Genomic DNA, 15783 nt, shown 5'->3' with positions numbered 1-15783 from the left:
GCGTGCAGATATAAACGTGCTGTTGCGGGTTTGGAAGCCGGTGGAAATCCGGCGCGGTCGCGCCACTGTGACCAGCGTGTCGAAAGCTCTTCGCGCTGGAAGTCAGACCCTGCCGCACAACACTCTTTCGACTGAACGCGTCATTCCGGAGGAATACATGTCTGATACCACTTTCGCGCCCGTCGCGGCGCCCGCTCCGATCCCGGTCGGCGAGATCCTGCCCTGGGCGATCTTCGGCGGCCTGCTGATGCTCATCGTCCTTTATTTCGTCGGCACAGAGGAAGGCGCGATGGCGCTGTTCAACGGCATGTATGTGCACGAATTCGTGCATGACGGCCGCCATCTCCTCGGCTTTCCCTGCCACTAAGGGAATACTGACATGGTTGGAAACCTTCTGCTTCGCGGGATGCTCGCGGGCATGATTGCTGGCATCCTCGTTTTCGCTTTCGCCCACACCTTCGGCGAGCCGCAGGTCGATGCGGCGATCGCCTTCGAGGAGGCGAGCGCCCAGGCGGCCGGTGAAGCTGCCGAGCCTGAAATCGTCAGCCGCGCCACGCAGGCCGGTCTCGGCCTTTTCACCGGCGTCATGGCCTACAGCATTGCCGTCGGCGGGCTCTTTTCGCTCGCCTTCGCTTTCGTGCACGGCCGCCTCAGCAGCCTTTCGCCACGCGGCACCTCGGCCGTCATCGCCATCGCCGCCTTCGTGGCGATCGTGCTCGTTCCTGCAGTCAAGTATCCGGCTACCCCGCCGGCGGTCGGCAATCCCGATACGATCGGCGTCAGGACCGAGCTGTTCTTCCTGATGATCGTCGTTTCGCTCGCCTCGCTGATTGCGGCGGTCGCGCTTTCGCGTCGCCTTGCCGAGCGTTTCGGCCTGTGGAACGGCGCGATTGTCGCCGGCATCGCCTATCTCGTCTTCATCGGCGCGGTTCTCTATCTGTTGCCGCCTATCAACGAGGTGCCGGAGAATTTCTCGGCGGTGGTGCTTTGGCGTTTCCGCACCACCTCGCTCGGCATGCACGCGATCCTTTGGGCGACGCTCGGCCTTGTTTTTGGCATGCTGGCGGAACGGCGTCTTGCTGCCAAAGGCGGTCTACGGCCGGCGTTCCGGTGATGCAACGTAGCGGGCTTGGCGTTCTCAGTCTTGGGGCAAGCCTGCTTCTATTCGCCGGCAACGCCTGCGCGCATGGTCTAAGCGCAGGCGGCAGCCATGCCGGTATCGATATCCCGGAAATTTCCCATGGCGAGATGGCGGTGATTTCAGATTATCGCAGCGGGATCATCGATCTTGCGTCGCGCGCGGTCGATACGAACGAGCCGTTCCGGCGCGTCCTCAACTATGCGGAGATCCAGTATTCCTACTGTCTCTGGGGCAGGGTGCCAGGCAGCGTGGCGGATGAGGAAAGCCCGTTCAACGAATGCGCCCATGCCTATCTCGCAGCGACGAAAGCCGTGCTGATGGCGATGCGGGAGATGCCGCGGGAGGCGGATGGAGCCAACGAGCTTATTTCGGCCGTCGACGTCGACATGGTGCGGCGCGGGCTTGCGCTCGTCACCTGCCAGTTCAGCGGCGAAGCTTTCAATACGGCCGATATCATCAAGCCGCGCTGGAGCAGGATACCGCTTCATTTCGCCAGTATGGCGTCGCTGACGGGGCTTGCGACTTTGTTTTGCCTTGCGGTTTTTGCCCTTCGGCGCTTCCTGCGGCCGAGGGCTCAGTCGTCGGAATAGCGCTGCTCGCGCCAGGGATCGCCATACATGTGGTAGCCGTTCTTTTCCCAGAAGCCGGCTTCGTCTGCGGCCAGCAACTCGATCCGGCGCAGCCATTTGGCGCTTTTCCAGAAATAGAGATGCGGCACGACGAGGCGCATCGGCCCGCCATGATCCGGCGTCAGCGGCAGGCCCTCCCATGAAGTCGCCAGGATTGCGTCCTCGGCGGCGAAATCGGCCAGCGGCAGATTGGTGGTATAGCCGTCATAACTCGTCAGCATGACGTACGCTGCTTCCGGCTTCGGCATGGCGCGGTCGAGCAGATCGCGCGTCGATACGCCCATCCAATTGTTATCGTAGCGCGACCAGGTGGTGACGCAGTGGATATCGCTCACCCCAGCGCTCTGCTCGATCGCCTGGAAATCGGCCCAGGTAAGGGTGAGAGGCGTTTCGATGAGACCGCGCACCTCGAGCCGCCAGCTCTCGGTGGAAATGACGGGCTGCTGGCCGAGATCGAGCACCGGCCAGTTCTTGACGAGGTGCTGGCCGGGCGGCAGGCGCTCGGTGTCGGGACGGCTGATGCGGCCGGTCAGGAACTTGCCTTCGGCCGCCCAGCGGCGCTTGGAACTGGTGAGCTTGCTGTCGGCGGGCGTCTGGTCGTCGCTCATGAGGGATCTCCTTGCGGTGCAGCAATAGGACATCCGCCCCTGCCGAGTGTCAAGTTTCGGCGAGCCCTTGGAAATCCTCGCTTGCCTCATTAAACTGAGCCGTCAGGCATGCCTTGCTGGGGAGTGGAGGCGGAAAGGGAGGAGCCGGATCTGTCGTCGAGATATCGTTCGATAGCGGCGCTCATGTTGGTGCCGCTCGTCATTTTCGCCTTCTTCACCTACGGAAGCGCGATTGCGACGCGCGCCTATATGCAGGAGGCCTCCGCGCAGGCGGGAACGGCGCTGCGCCTTGCGGTTTCGGCGCTCAGCGGCCATCTCAGCCGCTATGAGGCGCTGCCGGCGCTGATCGCCGATCACGACGATATCAAGGAACTGGTCAGCGCGCCCGACGACATGGCGTTACGCGATGCGGCCAATCTCTATCTCAAGGAGATCAATGGGCTTTTGAAATCCTCCGACATCTATGTGGTGAAGCCGGATGGGGAGACGATCGCCGCGAGCAATTACGATGGACCGGGAAGCTTCGTCGGCCAGAATTTCAACTACCGGCCCTATTTCCAGGACGCGATCGAAGGTCGGCAGGCCCGGTTTTACGCTCTCGGCACCACGTCGCTGAAGCGCGGCTACTATTTTTCGGCGCCGATCAGGGTCGGCGCGGATATTCGCGGCGTCATTGTCTTCAAGGTCGATATCGACATGATCGAATCTTCCTGGAGCGGCGGGGAATACAAGATCTTCGTCTCCGATCCGGAGGGCATCATCTTCATGTCCGGCAGCCCGGAATGGCTCTACGGCGCGATCCTGCCGCTGACGGCCGACCGCATCGCTCGCACGGAAGCGTCGCGGCGCTATGCCAATGCGAGACTGACAGCCCTGCCGGTTACGCGTCATCGCTTCGAGCCGCATGATCTGATGACGCTCGCGGGCGACCGGGGCGCAAGCGAGTATCTCGTGCTGTCGCATTACATGCCGGCTGAGGACTGGACAGTGAATGTGCTGATGGAGACGAGTTCCATCCGCGCCCAGGCGCGCACCGCACTTGTCGCGGTCTTTCTCATTCTTTGCATCGCCGGGCTTGCTGTGGCCGTCATTCGCCAGCGGCGGGCGCGGCTTGCCGAGCGCATGCAGATGCAGGCCGAGGCGCGTAATGAGCTGGAGCGGCGGGTGGACGAGCGCACGGCCGATCTTGCCCGAGTCAACAGCCGCATCGAGGAGGAGATCGCCGAGCGGCGATTGACGGAGCAGCAGCTTCGCCAGACGCAGGCCGATCTCATCCAGGCTGGCAAACTCGCCGGCCTCGGTCAGATGTCGGCTGCCCTTTCGCATGAGTTCAACCAGCCGCTCGCCGCCGCCAAGACCTATACGGACAGCGCCTCCGTGCTGATCGATCGCGGCCGGACGGAGGAGGCGCGCGACAATATAAGGCGGATTGGCGGGCTGATCGACCGCATGGCCTCGATCAGCCGGCATCTGCGCAACTTCGCTCGCAAACCGAACGAGAAGCTCGGGCCGGTTTCTCTCGACGATGCGATGCGCGATACGCTGGAGATCATCGCCTGGCGGCTGAAGGCGGCGGATGCCGAGCTTCGGCTCGATCTCGGCGCATCGCCGCCGGTCGTGCGCGCCGGTTCGGTACGGCTGCAGCAGGTGCTGGTAAATGTGATCTCCAATGCCGCTGACGCGGTGGAAGGGCTGGATGACAGGCGCATCGAGGTCTCGGCCTTTGAGGCGACCGGCAAGGTGGTGCTGACGGTGCGCGACCATGGACCGGGCGTCCCGGCGGCGATCGCGGAGCGCATCTTCGATCCCTTCTTCACGACCAAAGGCGTGGGCAAGGGGCTCGGTCTTGGGCTTTCTATCTCCTACAACATCGTCAAGGATTTCGGCGGCAGCCTGACTGCGGGCAATCATCCCGAAGGGGGCGCGGTGTTCCGCATCGAGCTGCAGTCGGCAGCAGGGCTGATGCCGGAGGCGGCGGAATGAACGATGCCAAGATCCTGCTTGTTGACGACGAGGAGGAACTGCGCCGCTCGACGGCGCAGGCGCTGGAGCTATCCGGCTTCAGCGTCGAGACATTTTCGAACGGTGACCATGTGCTGGAGCTGATTGGCTACAGCTTTCCCGGCGTCGTCGTCAGCGACATCCGCATGCCAGGCATGGACGGCATGAGCCTGATGCAGAAGATCCGCGAGATCGATCAGGAGGTGCCGGTTATTCTCGTCACCGGCCATGGTGATGTGCAGCTTGCGGTGAAGGCGATGCGCGAAGGCGCCTATGATTTCATCGAGAAGCCGTTCACGCCGGAAATGCTCGCCGGCGTCATCCGCCGGGCGATGGAGCGGCGCGGCCTGGTGCTCGAAAACCGGCTGCTGAAGGCGGTCGCCGGCAAACGCGACGATATCGAGGCGCGGCTGCCGGGGCGCACGCAGGTGATGGTGGATCTGCGCTACAGGATCCGTGCGATCGGCGCCAGCGACGCCGATACGCTCATCGTCGGCGATACCGGGGCGGGCAAGGAGGTGGTGGCCCGCGCGCTCCACGATATCAGCGCCCGGGCAAGCCGGCCGTTCATTGCCATCAACTGCGCCGCGTTGCCGGCAAACCTGATCGAGAGCGAGCTTTTCGGCCATGAGCCCGGCGCTTTTCCCGGCGCCGTCAGGCCGCGCTACGGAAAGTTCGAACATGGGCGCGGCGGCACCATCCTGCTCGACGAGATCGGCTCCATGCCGTTCGATCTGCAGGCGAAGTTCCTGCGGGTGCTGCAGGAGCGGGTGATCTCCAGGCTCGGATCGAACGAGATCGTGCCGCTCGACGTGCGCTTCATCGCGACGAGCAAGGTGGATCTGGAGGCCGAGGTAGCCGCTGGCCGCTTTCGCGCCGATCTTTTCTACCGACTGAACGTCGCGACGCTGCACGTGCCGTCGCTGTCGCAACGCCGGGCGGACGTTCCGCTGCTCTTCCTGCAGCTGGTGCGGGAAGCGGCAGCCCGCTACGGCCGTGACGAAGTGGCGGTGCCGCCGGAGGTGATCTCCGACATTGCCCAGCGCGACTGGCCCGGCAATGTGCGGGAACTCAGGAACGCCGCCGATCGTCTGGTCCTCGGCCTCGACAACGGCGGACGGCAGGCTGAGGAGGCGACCGGGCTTGCGGAACGGGTCGCCGAATTCGAGCGAGGGGTGATTGCCAGCGCCCTCGTGGCGCATGGCGGCAGCCTCAAGCCGGTCTATGAGTCGCTCGGCATTTCCCGCAAGACCCTTTACGAAAAGATGCAGAAATACGGGCTGGACAAGCGGATGATGATCATCGACAGCTAGGCTGCTTGGCTGGCTGCGCAATTCTTCGGGCCGCGATGGGTGGATTTCCACCCATCGCAGCAGCCGTTTGTTTCCAAATCGACCCATGCTGCATCGCACTGTCGCATAATTGTCTTGCGAAAGCGGCGGCAATGATTGCAGCTCGATTTTTTCCGGCGGCAAATAGGTGATCCGAACCGGCGCGGAGGATGTGTCGGCGGGCTTGCTTGTTTCATCAGGGAGGAAACGATGAAAATACTGAAGGCCATGCTCGGCCTGACCGCGGCTGCCGCGGTCTCTCTTCTCGCCGGCGTCGCTTCGGCGCAGACCTATCCCGAACGGACCATCACCATGGTCGTGCCCTTCGCGGCCGGCGGCCCGACCGATACGGTTGCACGCCTTGTCGCTGAATCCATGTCGAAGGATCTCGGCCAGCAGATCGTCGTTGAAAATGTCGGCGGTGCCGGCGGCACGCTCGGCGCCGGCCGCGTGGCGAACGCCGATCCCGATGGTTACACCATCCTTTTGCACCATATCGGCATGGCGACCAGCGCCACGCTCTATCGCAAGCTCGCCTACGACACACTCGGCGCCTTCGACTATGTCGGCCTCGTCACCGAGGTGCCGATGACGATCGTCGCGCGCAAGGACTTCGAGGCGACCGACCTCAAGGGACTGATCGACTACGTCAAGGCCAACAAGGATAAGGTGACGGTCGCCAACGCCGGCATCGGTGCGGCCTCGCATCTCTGCGGCATGATGTTCATGAGCGCCATCCAGACGCCACTCACGACCGTTCCCTACAAGGGAACCGGCCCTGCAATGACCGATCTGCTCGGCGGCCAGGTCGATATCATGTGCGACCAGACCACCAACACGACGAAGCAGATCACCGGCGGCACGATCAAGGCCTATGCCGTGACCTCGCCGAAGCGTCTTGACGTGCTGAAGGACGTTCCGACGGCTGTCGAAGCCGGCCTGGCCGGCTTCGAAGTCGGTATCTGGCATGGCATCTACACGCCGAAGGGCACGCCGGCCGAGGTCAACGAGCGCTTGTCGAAGTCGCTGCAGGTGGCGCTGAAGGATCCGAATGTCGGCGCCCGTTTCGCCGAGCTCGGCACCGCGCCGTCTTCCGACGGCGATGCAACGCCTGCTGCTTTGAAAGCCAAGCTCGAAACCGAGATCGCCCGCTGGAAGCCGGTGATCGAGGCTGCCGGCGAATACGCCGACTGATGATCAAATCCTCGTTCGACGTGCCGGACGAGCTTCTCACCCTAATCTCTCCCCACGCGCGGGGGACGGGATTTGCCACGAGCAACGGCGGCCGAGGTGGGAGGTTTGCGGTGTGTCCCCTTCTCCCCGTTTAAGGGGAGAAGGTGCCGAGAGGCGGATGAGGGGCTAGCTCCTTTGTGACGGCGTCACGTGAACCATCTCCAACTCCAGGAGACACCATGAAGTCCATCAGTTTCGATACCACCAATGCGATCTGCGGCGCGCTTTTCGTCGCGACCGGCGCTTTCTTTGCCTTCCAGTCACTGGGGCTCGATCTCGGCACGGCGTTGCGCATGGGCCCCGGCTATTTCCCGTTCATCCTTGCCTGCGCGCTGATACTTCTCGGCGCGATCATCTTCATTCAGGCGCTGCGAGTGGAGGGGGAGCCGGTCGATCCCTTCGCCTGGCGCGGCATGCTCTTCATCCTGCCGGCTCCCGTCTTCTTCGGGCTGACGGTGCGGGGGCTCGGATTTGCGCCGGCGCTGTTCTTCACTGCCTTCATCGCCTGCTTTGCATCGCGCAAAATGAACGTGGTGTATGCGGTCATCCTCTCGCTGCTGCTGACGATCTTTTCGGTCGCCGTCTTCAGCTATGGGCTCGGGCTGCCGTTCGAGCGTTTCGGCCCCTGGGTCCGGTTCTAGGAGGCGATGGTGGATCTCTTCAGCAATCTCGCGCTCGGCTTCGCCACAGCGGCGACAATCGACAATCTTCTCTTCTGCCTGATCGGCGTGCTGCTCGGCACGCTGATCGGCGTGCTGCCCGGCATCGGCGCCACCGCGACGATCGCCATGCTCCTGCCGATCACCTTCCAGCTTGAGCCGGTTTCTTCACTCATCATGCTCGCCGGCATTTATTACGGCGCGCAGTATGGCGGCTCGACGACAGCGATCCTCATCAACATGCCGGGCGAGTCCTCGTCCGCCGTCACCGCGATCGACGGCTATCAGATGGCGCGCAGGGGCAGGGCGGGGGCGGCGCTCGCGATCGCGGCTCTCGGCTCGTTCTTCGCCGGTACGGTCTCAACCTTCCTCGTGGCGATCTTCGCCCCGCCGCTCACCGACATCGCGCTGCAATTCGGTGCGGCCGAGTATTTCTCGCTCATGATCGTCGGTCTCGTTTCCTCGATCGCGCTGGCGCATGGTTCGGTCGTCAAGGCGCTGGCGATGGTGGCGCTCGGGCTGCTGCTCGGCCTCGTCGGCACCGACATCTATACCGGCACGCCGCGCTTCACGCTCGGCATCCGTGAATATGCTGACGGGCTTAATTTCGTGGCACTCGCCGTCGGCGTCTTCGGGGTGGCGGAAATCCTGCGCAATCTCGAGGGCGAGTCGACACGCACGGTGCTGATGGCCAAGGTATCCGGTCTCCTGCCCTCGCGCCAGGAATTCAAGCAGATGATCGCTCCCGTCATTCGCGGCACGGCGATCGGTTCGGCGCTCGGCATCCTGCCGGGCGGCGGCGCGATCCTTGCTTCCTTCGCCTCCTATACGGTGGAAAAACGCCTGTCGAAGACGCCGCAGGAATTCGGCCAGGGCGCGGTCGCCGGCGTCGCAGGGCCGGAATCGGCCAATAATGCCGGCGCGCAGACCTCGTTCATTCCGCTGCTGACGCTCGGCATTCCGGCCAATCCCGTCATGGCGCTGATGATCGGCGCGATGATCATCCAGGGCATCGTGCCGGGCCCGAATGTCGCCACCGAGCAGCCGGCGCTGTTCTGGGGGATCATCGCCTCGATGTGGATCGGCAATCTGCTGCTGGTCATCCTCAACCTGCCGCTGATCGGGCTGTGGGTGAAGCTGCTGACTGTGCCCTATTACGTGCTCTTCCCCATCATCATGGCCTTCTGCTCAATCGGGGTCTACAGCGTCAATTCGAACGTATACGACCTCTATGCCGTCGCCTTCTTTGGCCTCATCGGCTACGTGCTGGCAAAACTCCGCTGCGAGCCGGCGCCGCTGCTGCTCGGCTTCGTGCTCGGCCCGCTGCTGGAAGAGAATCTGCGGCGGGCGATGATCCTGTCGCGCGGCGACGCCACCACCTTCGTCACGCGGCCGATCAGCGCGACGCTTCTGGCAATTGCGGTCGCCGTGCTGATCGTCGTCTTCCTGCCGAGCGTCAGGAAGAAGCGCGAGGAAGTGTTCGTCGAAGAAGCGTAGAGGTTGAACTCGCGAGCTGTTTGATGAACAAGGAATGATCTGACGCGGGCGCCGTTCGGGCGCCCGTTTCGCATGAAGGGATATTAAGGCCCATGAGCATTCCCGCCCGGATCAAGGACGATCTGCCATTCCTCATCGCCTTGCGCCGCGATCTGCACGCCAACCCGGAACTCGGTTTCGAGGAGGAGCGCACCGCCGGGATCGTCGCCAGGCTTCTCGAGGAGGCCGGCATCACAGTGCATCGCGGACTTGCCGGCACCGGCGTCGTCGGCACGCTGCAGGTCGGCAATGGCGCGCGCAGGATCGGGCTGAGGGCGGATATGGATGCGCTCGCGATGCCTGAAATGGCGGAGCGGCCCTATAGATCGACCGTTCCGGGAAAGATGCATGCCTGCGGGCATGACGGCCATACGGCGATGCTGGTTGGCGCCGCGCGGCATCTGGCGGCCACGCGGGATTTTTCCGGCACGGTGCATTTCATCTTTCAGCCGGCCGAAGAGGGCCGCGGCGGAGCAAAGCGGATGGTCGAGGAAGGGTTCTACCAGCTCTTTCCCTGCGATGCCGTTTATGGCCTGCACAATATGCCGGGGTTGTCGGTTGACGAGATCGCGGTGGTCGAAGGGCCGCAGCTTGCCTCCTCCGACAGCTGGCGCATCACCTTTCGCGGCGTCGGCACGCACGGCGCCAAACCGCATCTCGGCCGGGATCCGATCACGGCGGCCGGAACGTTCCTGACGTCGCTGCAGACGATCGTCGGACGCGTGGTCGATCCGCTGCAGCCGGCCGTCGTCAGCGCCTGTTTCCTCCAGGCGGGCGATGCGAAGGCGCTGAACGTCATTCCTGATATCGTGGAGATCGGCGGGACCGCGCGGGCCTATTCGCCTGAAGTGCGAGATCAGCTGGAAACCGAGATCGGTCGATTGGCCAGCGGAACGGCCGCCATGTACGGCATATCAGCCGACTATCGTTTCGAGCGGCGCATTCCGCCTGTCGTCAATGACGCGGATGCGACGTCGCGGGCGCTTGCAGCGGCCAGTTCGGTGTTCGGCGAGAAGGTGCGGACTAGCTTTCCGCCGTCGACGGCCGGTGATGACTTCGCTTTCTTCGCCGAGAATGCGCCGGGCTGTTATGTCTGGCTGGGCAACGGGCCGGCGGTGGATGGCGCGCTGCACCACAACACGGCTTATGATTTTAATGATGAGGCGCTCGGATACGGGACGGCTTACTGGGTGGCGTTGGTGGAGCGGGAGTTGAAGGTTTAGCTCGCGTTTGCGCCCCCGGGGCTGCACGGCACGTCCTCTCGTTTACGGTCCGTGCGTCACAACTTACAAAACCTCAAGCACTGGGCTTTCCAGCACCTTCCCTGTCACCACATCAGCAATCCCCAGATCCGTCTGGTGCGGGCCGGCATTGCAGGCGAGGGTTGCGCCGAAGCAGGCCTTGAAGACGCGATAGGGCGGTTTCCAGTCGACGATCTTGTCCATGGCCTTGCGGATTTCGGCGAAGGCCGAGGCTGTGTCCTTCAGCGATGCGTCGGTGACTAGGCCAGACAGCGGCAGCGGCAGGATCGCCTCGATCCGGCCATCCATGGCGACCGCCATGCCGCCGCCGGCCGCTATGACGGCGTTGGCGGCGAGCGCCATGTCGCCTGCATTGCCGCCGAAGACGGTGAGGTTGTGGCTGTCATGCGAGACGGTGGTGCAGAAGGCGCCGCGCCATTCGCCCCAACCGGTGAGGAAGCCGATGCGCGGGGCCCTGACAGCCTTGCCGTGGCGATGGGCGACGGCGATCATGGCGCTGCCTGCCGGCGGCACGACGAAGCCGTCCTGGACCTCCGTTTCGGCTTCGCCCCATTGCGTAAAACGCGGGCGGTCGATGGTGGCGACGCGGACGCGCGTCCCCTTCGCAGGAATGCGGAAATCGTTGTCGGTCAGCGGCGGCAGCTTCACGGAATTGATGAGCGGCGCGGGATCGAGCGGCTTTGCGGCCGCTTCCATATTGCCGTTGCGGGCGGTGATGCGGCCGCCCGATATGACGAGGCGCGCGTGGAATTCCGTCAGGTCCTCGAAGAGAACGAGATCGGCGCGGCGGCCGGCGGCGATGAGGCCGAGATCGGAGCGCTTCAGCCGTTGTGCGGCATTGAAAGTCGCGGCGCGCAGCGCCCATTCCGGCTTCATGCCGTAACGCACCAGGCGTCTGATCACATCGTCGAGACCGCCGCTTTGGTAGAGCTCATCGGGAAAGACGTCGTCGGTGCAGAGGGTGACGGTTGGGGGCAGATGGCCGAGGCCGTTCAGCACCTCGACGAATTCCTGCAGCAGATGGTCGTGCGAGCCGCGCAGTTCGATCGTCAGGCCGGCGGAAAGCTTAGCGAGGAGATCAGCGCCGGAGGTGAGCTCATGGTCGGAGGTGACGCCCGCTGCCATGAAGGCGTTGAGGTCAGCGCCTTCGAGGCCACGGGCATGGCCGCAGATGAGCTTGCCGGAGGCAAGGCCTGAGTTGACGATGGCGCTCATGCGCGGATCGCCGTCAATGACGCCGCGCATGTTCATGACTTCGGCAACGCCGTCGATAGCCGGAGAACGCAGCATCTCGGCGATGACGGCGGCATCGAAATCGGCGCCGGCAAGTTCCAGGTCCGGTGCTGAGGGCACGCAGGACGGGGCGAGCAGGATCATGCGCAGCGGCAGGACGCGGGCCGCCTCGATTGCCCAGCGCACGCCGTCGATCCCATGGACATTGCCGAATTCATGCGGATCCCAGACGACCGTGGTGACACCGCGCGGCAGCACCGCGCTTGCATATTCCGCAGGCGTCACCATCGAGCTTTCGACATGCATGTGCGTGTCGATGAGGCCCGGCGTCAGGATGCCGCCTGCCGCATCGACGATCTCGACGGCATCCGCGCGGCTCGTCGGCACATGAACGCTGGCGATCAGCGCGCCGACGAGGCCGATGTCAGCCTCCCGGATCAGGCCCGTCACCGCATCGAGCAGGCGGCCGCCGGTAATCAGCATATCGAAGGGAGCATCGCCGCGGGCGGCGGCGACGGCGCGGGCGCGCAAGGCAGGATCGTTGAGATCGAAAGGTTCCTGACGAGGAATGGCGTTCATCTGCGGGCCTCGTTGATGAGGGCGGTGAGAATGATGTTACGCGCCTTGTCGGCATCGATATCGGCGGCGAATTGCGCGTTGAACGTCGAATGGGTGGCGCGGGTCTCGACGACGGTGCGGCCACGGGTGTAGGCGCCTTGCAGTTCGACGTCGATACGCGCAGGGCGGAAGCCGACGATGTCGGGAGCGACGAAGGCGACGGCGGCGCAGGGATCGTAGATCGCCATGCCGGGACGGCCGCGGCTGGTGCCGATACCTATATAACCGGCGAACATGTCGGCGATAAGTTCGGCATTGGCGCCGCCGGCATTGCGCACCGGCTCGGCATCCTCGGGTCTTGCCAGCACCTTGCGGCAGAGATCTAGATCGACCATGCGCAGCGGCAGGCCATGGGCGATGACGATTGCCAGCGCCTCGGGATCGGCAAGCGCGTTGAATTCGGCGGAGGCCGTATGATTGCCTGACGTGATGCCCCCGCCCATCCAGACGAGGTCGGTGATGCCGGCGGCAAGATCGGGGCGGGCAAGCGCCACTGCGGCAACATTGGTGAGGGGGCCGAGCGCCAGAATGCGGTGTGGCCCGTTGCCTTCGAGCCAGCGGCAGAGCGCGGTGAAGGCATCGCTCTCGGCAAGGGCAGGGGCTTCCGGCAGGCTCTTGCCTGGTGTCGGGATGCCAGTTTCGCCGAGGATCGCCTGGGCGGTTTCGAGCCTGCCGAGAACGGGCGCAGCACGGCCGGTATGGATGGGAAAGGGCCAGCCGAAGGCGCTGGCGGCCCCGGCGGCATTCGCCCGCACCTGCGGCAGCCGCGTATTGCCGAAAACCAGCGAGACGCCGTCGATCGCATATTCCGACTGCGCCACCACCAGAATGGCGGCTATGTCGTCGAAGCCCATATCGCTATCGATCCACACACCCATCATGTCACCCGAAGCGTTGGAGATTGGCTGCGCCGGCGAGCGGCAGGTCGAAGGCGAGCGCGCTGCCGATCGCATGCGGCGGCAGGCTTGCGTCGATCTCGGCCTTGATCGGCCCAAGCGGCGTATCGAGGAGATATTCACGCGTATTGCCGGCGAAAGACGTGCCGCGCACCGTACCCCGGAAGGGGCCGGAGCCGAGGGGCACTGCCCGCGGACGCCAGGCCAGCCCTGCCGCAGCTTGTGGCGCCGGGCCTGAAAGAGCCACGGGACCATTCGGCGTCGCGAGCTTCCCTCCCGACAGCGCGAAGACGTTCTCGAACCCGACGAAAGCGGCGACGAAGGAGGAGACGGGGTTGTTATAGATATCTTCCGGCGTACCGATCTGCTCGATGCCGCCGTTCAGCATCACGACGATGCGGTCGGCGAGCGCCAAGGCCTCCACCTGGTCGTGGGTGACGAAGATCATGGTCACGCCGGTCTCCTTCTGCACACGCTGCAATTCCGCGCGCATTTCGAGGCGAAGGCGGGCATCGAGGTTTGAGAGCGGTTCGTCGAGCAGCAGGACCTTCGGCTCCATTACCATGGATCGGGCGAGCGCCACGCGCTGCTGCTGGCCGCCGGAGAGTTCTGCGGGCTTGCGGCCGGCGAAAGTGGTGAGGCCGACGGATTTCAGGCCGGCGCCGACGCGGGCATCTAGGTCTGCGCCGGAGATGCCCTTGAGGCGCAGGCCGAAGGCGACGTTTTCATAGACCGTCAGATGCGGGAAGAGCGCATAGGACTGGAAGACGAGGCCGACGGCGCGTTTGTTGGCGGAGAAGCGGGTGATATCGGCGCCATCGAGGCCGATACGGCCGGAGGCGGGCGTCAGCAGACCGGCAATGGCGCGCATGGTCGTCGTCTTGCCGCAGCCGGAGGGCCCGAGGAGCGCGACGAGTTCGCCCTTGCCGATCGCGAGGTCGAGATTTTTCACCGCGACCGTATCGCCATAGGTGAGCGTCAGCTTGTCGAGTTGAAGGTAGGCATCAGACATAACGCGAGAATCCCAGGAAGCGTTCGGCGAGGAAGACGATGCCGATCGAGAGGAAGGCGAGAAGGGCGGAGAGCGCCGCGATGGATGGGTCGTAGGTGGTTTCCATGTAACCCAGCATGTCGATCGGCAGTGTCCTTACGCCCGGGCCGGACAGGAAGAGCGAGACCGGCACCTGATTGAAGCTGGTGACGAAGCCGAGGATGAAGGCGGCGAGAATGCCGCCGCGGATATTCGGCATCACCACGCGGAAGAAGGCGCCGAGTCTGGAGGAACCGAGCAGGACGGCAGCTTCCTCGATATCCGCGCGCAGATTGTCGAGGCTCGCCGAGACGACGCGCACCGCGTAGGGCAGCACGAGGGCCGCATGGGCGAAGAAGAGCGCAAGCGCGATGTTGAAGCCGAAAGGTACGACGAGATAACGCAGCAGCGCCAGGCCGACGATGATGCCGGGGACGATGATCGGCAGCGAGACGATGGTGCGGACGGTCTCTGCTGCGGGTAGCCGGTAGCGCGACAGGGCGTAGGCGGCGGGGATGCCGAGGATGAGGGCTGCCAGGGTTCCGAAAACGGCGAGGAACATCGACATGGCGAAGCTGTCGCGGAAGCTTTCGATGGTGAAGACCTTCATCACCCAGCGTAGCGACAGGCCTTGCGGCGGAAACGCCAGTGTATCGCCTGCCGAGAGCGAGGCGGCGATGATGATCAGAAACGGGCCGATCAGGAAGACAAGCAGCAGAAAGAGCACGACGGGCGAAAAGAGACGGATGCTCATCTGCGGCTCCTCGCCGTCGCAAGGCGTTTCAGCAAAATGTTGGCGGCAAAGCTCATGACGATCAGGATGAAGGCGATGACGCTCGCCGAGACGAAATCATTGGCGACGGACACCTGCTGATACATCAGAGTTTCGAGCATCAGTACCTTGGAACCGCCGAGGATGGCCGGCGTGATGTAGGCGGTGAGCGAGCCGGTGAAGACAAGCGTGCCGCCGATGACGAGGCCCTCGCGCGTGAGCGGGAGGACGACCTTCCAAAAGACCTGGACCCAGTTGGCGCCGAGCACGCGGGCAGCCGCGATCGCATCCCTCGGCATGTTTTCGAGCGCGCTGATCAATGACAGGATCATCAGCGGCAGGAAGAGCTGCAGGAGGCCGATGAAGACGGCGGTCTCGGTGAAGAGCAGGCGCAGCGGTTCGGCGCTGAAGCCGAGGCCCGTAATCGCCTGATTGACGATGCCGGTTCGGCCCAGAATGACGATCCATGCATAGGTGCGCGCCACTGGCGAGATCATCAGCGGGAGGGTGACGAGCCCGATCATGCGGCCTTTGCCCTTCGGCGGCAGGTTGACGATGGCAAAGGCTGCGGCGTAGCCGATCACGGCCGAGACGGCGGTGACTTCGAGGCCGAGTCGGAAGGAGCGCAGGAAAACCGTGCGGTTTAGCGTCTCGGAAAAGAAGCCTGTATAGGCCGACAGCGTCCAGGCGCCGCCGGCGCGAAAACCCTCCGACAGCAGGATTGCGACGGGCAGCAGGAAAACCACCGTCGCAAAGACGGCTGCCGGCAGGGCAAGCGCCAGGGCTTCCGCGCGATTCTGGAACATGAGGCGCCTTTCCAGGAGAGGAGGGGCG

General features: G+C 64.1%; 15 protein-coding genes and 1 riboswitch. Of the genes, 9 read left to right on the top strand and 6 right to left on the bottom strand.

What is annotated here, in order from left to right:
• Window positions 1-2 precede the first annotated feature (2 nt).
• Window positions 3-159, top strand: a riboswitch (adenosylcobalamin (AdoCbl) riboswitch).
• The 3 genes from GA0061105_RS16205 (at window position 158) to GA0061105_RS16195 (ending at window position 1731) form a co-directional block, all read left to right on the top strand.
• Window positions 158-367 carry a CbtB domain-containing protein gene (locus GA0061105_RS16205; RefSeq protein ID WP_011426664.1) on the top strand — a complete coding sequence of 70 codons (210 nt, stop codon included), beginning with the start codon at window positions 158-160 and terminating at the stop codon, window positions 365-367. (Overlaps the previous riboswitch by 2 nt.)
• 12 nt (window positions 368-379) lie before the next feature.
• The gene (locus GA0061105_RS16200) at window positions 380-1114 is read left to right on the top strand and encodes a CbtA family protein (protein ID WP_092751493.1); all 735 of its coding nucleotides are present in this window, start codon (window positions 380-382) and stop codon (window positions 1112-1114) included.
• A complete protein-coding gene (locus GA0061105_RS16195) occupies window positions 1114-1731 on the top strand; it encodes a hypothetical protein (protein ID WP_092751491.1) in 618 nt (205 codons plus the stop codon). Before GA0061105_RS16200 ends, GA0061105_RS16195 begins: the two co-directional genes overlap by 1 nt.
• Here the strand turns inward: GA0061105_RS16195 and GA0061105_RS16190 are convergent.
• Window positions 1716-2378: a sulfite oxidase-like oxidoreductase gene (locus GA0061105_RS16190; RefSeq protein ID WP_064694449.1), complete on the bottom strand. Its 663-nt coding sequence runs from the start codon at window positions 2376-2378 to the stop codon at window positions 1716-1718. The two genes, GA0061105_RS16195 and GA0061105_RS16190, sit on opposite strands and share 16 nt — an antisense overlap.
• A gap of 108 nt (window positions 2379-2486) precedes the next feature.
• Here GA0061105_RS16190 and GA0061105_RS16185 point away from each other — a divergent pair, with 108 nt between their 5' ends.
• From GA0061105_RS16185 to GA0061105_RS16160, 6 genes are all read left to right on the top strand, one after another.
• Window positions 2487-4361, top strand: coding sequence for a sensor histidine kinase (locus GA0061105_RS16185; protein WP_280949927.1), 1875 nt, complete (start codon window positions 2487-2489; stop codon window positions 4359-4361).
• A complete protein-coding gene (locus GA0061105_RS16180) occupies window positions 4358-5692 on the top strand; it encodes a sigma-54-dependent transcriptional regulator (RefSeq protein WP_064694451.1) in 1335 nt (444 codons plus the stop codon). Before GA0061105_RS16185 ends, GA0061105_RS16180 begins: the two co-directional genes overlap by 4 nt.
• A 228-nt stretch (window positions 5693-5920) precedes the next feature.
• A complete protein-coding gene (locus GA0061105_RS16175) occupies window positions 5921-6904 on the top strand; it encodes a tripartite tricarboxylate transporter substrate-binding protein (protein WP_092751486.1) in 984 nt (327 codons plus the stop codon).
• A 218-nt stretch (window positions 6905-7122) separates the two neighbouring features.
• Window positions 7123-7584 (top strand): tripartite tricarboxylate transporter TctB family protein, encoded by a 462-nt coding sequence (locus GA0061105_RS16170; protein ID WP_064694453.1) that lies wholly within the window; start codon window positions 7123-7125, stop codon window positions 7582-7584.
• Window positions 7585-7593: 9 nt separating this feature from the next.
• Window positions 7594-9099 (top strand): tripartite tricarboxylate transporter permease, encoded by a 1506-nt coding sequence (locus tag GA0061105_RS16165; RefSeq protein WP_064694491.1) that lies wholly within the window; start codon window positions 7594-7596, stop codon window positions 9097-9099.
• A 92-nt stretch (window positions 9100-9191) separates the two neighbouring features.
• The gene (locus tag GA0061105_RS16160; protein ID WP_092751484.1) at window positions 9192-10361 is read left to right on the top strand and encodes a M20 aminoacylase family protein; all 1170 of its coding nucleotides are present in this window, start codon (window positions 9192-9194) and stop codon (window positions 10359-10361) included.
• Window positions 10362-10424: 63 nt separating this feature from the next.
• On the opposite strand, the gene GA0061105_RS16155 is transcribed toward GA0061105_RS16160, so the two are convergent.
• Genes GA0061105_RS16155 through GA0061105_RS16135 form a run of 5 tightly spaced genes read right to left on the bottom strand, consistent with a single transcriptional unit; the run spans window position 10425 to window position 15755 of the window.
• Window positions 10425-12212: an adenine deaminase gene (locus tag GA0061105_RS16155; RefSeq protein WP_092751482.1), complete on the bottom strand. Its 1788-nt coding sequence runs from the start codon at window positions 12210-12212 to the stop codon at window positions 10425-10427.
• Window positions 12209-13129 carry a nucleoside hydrolase gene (locus GA0061105_RS16150; protein ID WP_092751834.1) on the bottom strand — a complete coding sequence of 307 codons (921 nt, stop codon included), beginning with the start codon at window positions 13127-13129 and terminating at the stop codon, window positions 12209-12211. Before GA0061105_RS16150 ends, GA0061105_RS16155 begins: the two co-directional genes overlap by 4 nt.
• Window positions 13130-13133: 4 nt before the next feature.
• Entirely contained in the window at window positions 13134-14159 is a 1026-nt protein-coding gene (locus GA0061105_RS16145) for an ABC transporter ATP-binding protein (RefSeq protein ID WP_092751480.1), read from the bottom strand.
• Window positions 14152-14931: an ABC transporter permease gene (locus tag GA0061105_RS16140; RefSeq protein ID WP_092751478.1), complete on the bottom strand. Its 780-nt coding sequence runs from the start codon at window positions 14929-14931 to the stop codon at window positions 14152-14154. Before GA0061105_RS16140 ends, GA0061105_RS16145 begins: the two co-directional genes overlap by 8 nt.
• Window positions 14928-15755 carry an ABC transporter permease gene (locus GA0061105_RS16135; protein ID WP_064694458.1) on the bottom strand — a complete coding sequence of 276 codons (828 nt, stop codon included), beginning with the start codon at window positions 15753-15755 and terminating at the stop codon, window positions 14928-14930. Before GA0061105_RS16135 ends, GA0061105_RS16140 begins: the two co-directional genes overlap by 4 nt.
• Window positions 15756-15783 lie beyond the last annotated feature (28 nt).

Origin of the sequence: Rhizobium aethiopicum (genome assembly GCF_900094625.1) — a bacterium.
GTDB classification, from domain to species: Bacteria; Pseudomonadota; Alphaproteobacteria; order Rhizobiales; family Rhizobiaceae; genus Rhizobium; species Rhizobium aethiopicum.
The sequence above is the reverse complement of the archived record's forward strand: the minus strand, read 5'-3'. Positions and strand labels throughout refer to the sequence as shown.

Excerpts from the sequence above, each read along its gene's own strand:
- GA0061105_RS16175 (WP_092751486.1), top strand. The coding sequence starts at position 5,921 with ATGAAAATACTGAAGGCCATGCTCGGCCTGACCGCGGCTGCCGCGGTC.
- GA0061105_RS16205 (WP_011426664.1), top strand. The coding sequence starts at position 158 with ATGTCTGATACCACTTTCGCGCCCGTCGCGGCGCCCGCTCCGATCCCG.
- GA0061105_RS16155 (WP_092751482.1), bottom strand. The coding sequence starts at position 12,212 with ATGAACGCCATTCCTCGTCAGGAACCTTTCGATCTCAACGATCCTGCC.
- GA0061105_RS16170 (WP_064694453.1), top strand. The coding sequence starts at position 7,123 with ATGAAGTCCATCAGTTTCGATACCACCAATGCGATCTGCGGCGCGCTT.
- GA0061105_RS16145 (WP_092751480.1), bottom strand. The coding sequence starts at position 14,159 with ATGTCTGATGCCTACCTTCAACTCGACAAGCTGACGCTCACCTATGGC.
- GA0061105_RS16140 (WP_092751478.1), bottom strand. The coding sequence starts at position 14,931 with ATGAGCATCCGTCTCTTTTCGCCCGTCGTGCTCTTTCTGCTGCTTGTC.
- GA0061105_RS16135 (WP_064694458.1), bottom strand. The coding sequence starts at position 15,755 with ATGTTCCAGAATCGCGCGGAAGCCCTGGCGCTTGCCCTGCCGGCAGCC.
- GA0061105_RS16195 (WP_092751491.1), top strand. The coding sequence starts at position 1,114 with ATGCAACGTAGCGGGCTTGGCGTTCTCAGTCTTGGGGCAAGCCTGCTT.
- GA0061105_RS16185 (WP_280949927.1), top strand. The coding sequence starts at position 2,487 with ATGCCTTGCTGGGGAGTGGAGGCGGAAAGGGAGGAGCCGGATCTGTCG.
- GA0061105_RS16150 (WP_092751834.1), bottom strand. The coding sequence starts at position 13,129 with ATGGGTGTGTGGATCGATAGCGATATGGGCTTCGACGACATAGCCGCC.
- GA0061105_RS16200 (WP_092751493.1), top strand. The coding sequence starts at position 380 with ATGGTTGGAAACCTTCTGCTTCGCGGGATGCTCGCGGGCATGATTGCT.
- GA0061105_RS16180 (WP_064694451.1), top strand. The coding sequence starts at position 4,358 with ATGAACGATGCCAAGATCCTGCTTGTTGACGACGAGGAGGAACTGCGC.
- GA0061105_RS16160 (WP_092751484.1), top strand. The coding sequence starts at position 9,192 with ATGAGCATTCCCGCCCGGATCAAGGACGATCTGCCATTCCTCATCGCC.
- GA0061105_RS16190 (WP_064694449.1), bottom strand. The coding sequence starts at position 2,378 with ATGAGCGACGACCAGACGCCCGCCGACAGCAAGCTCACCAGTTCCAAG.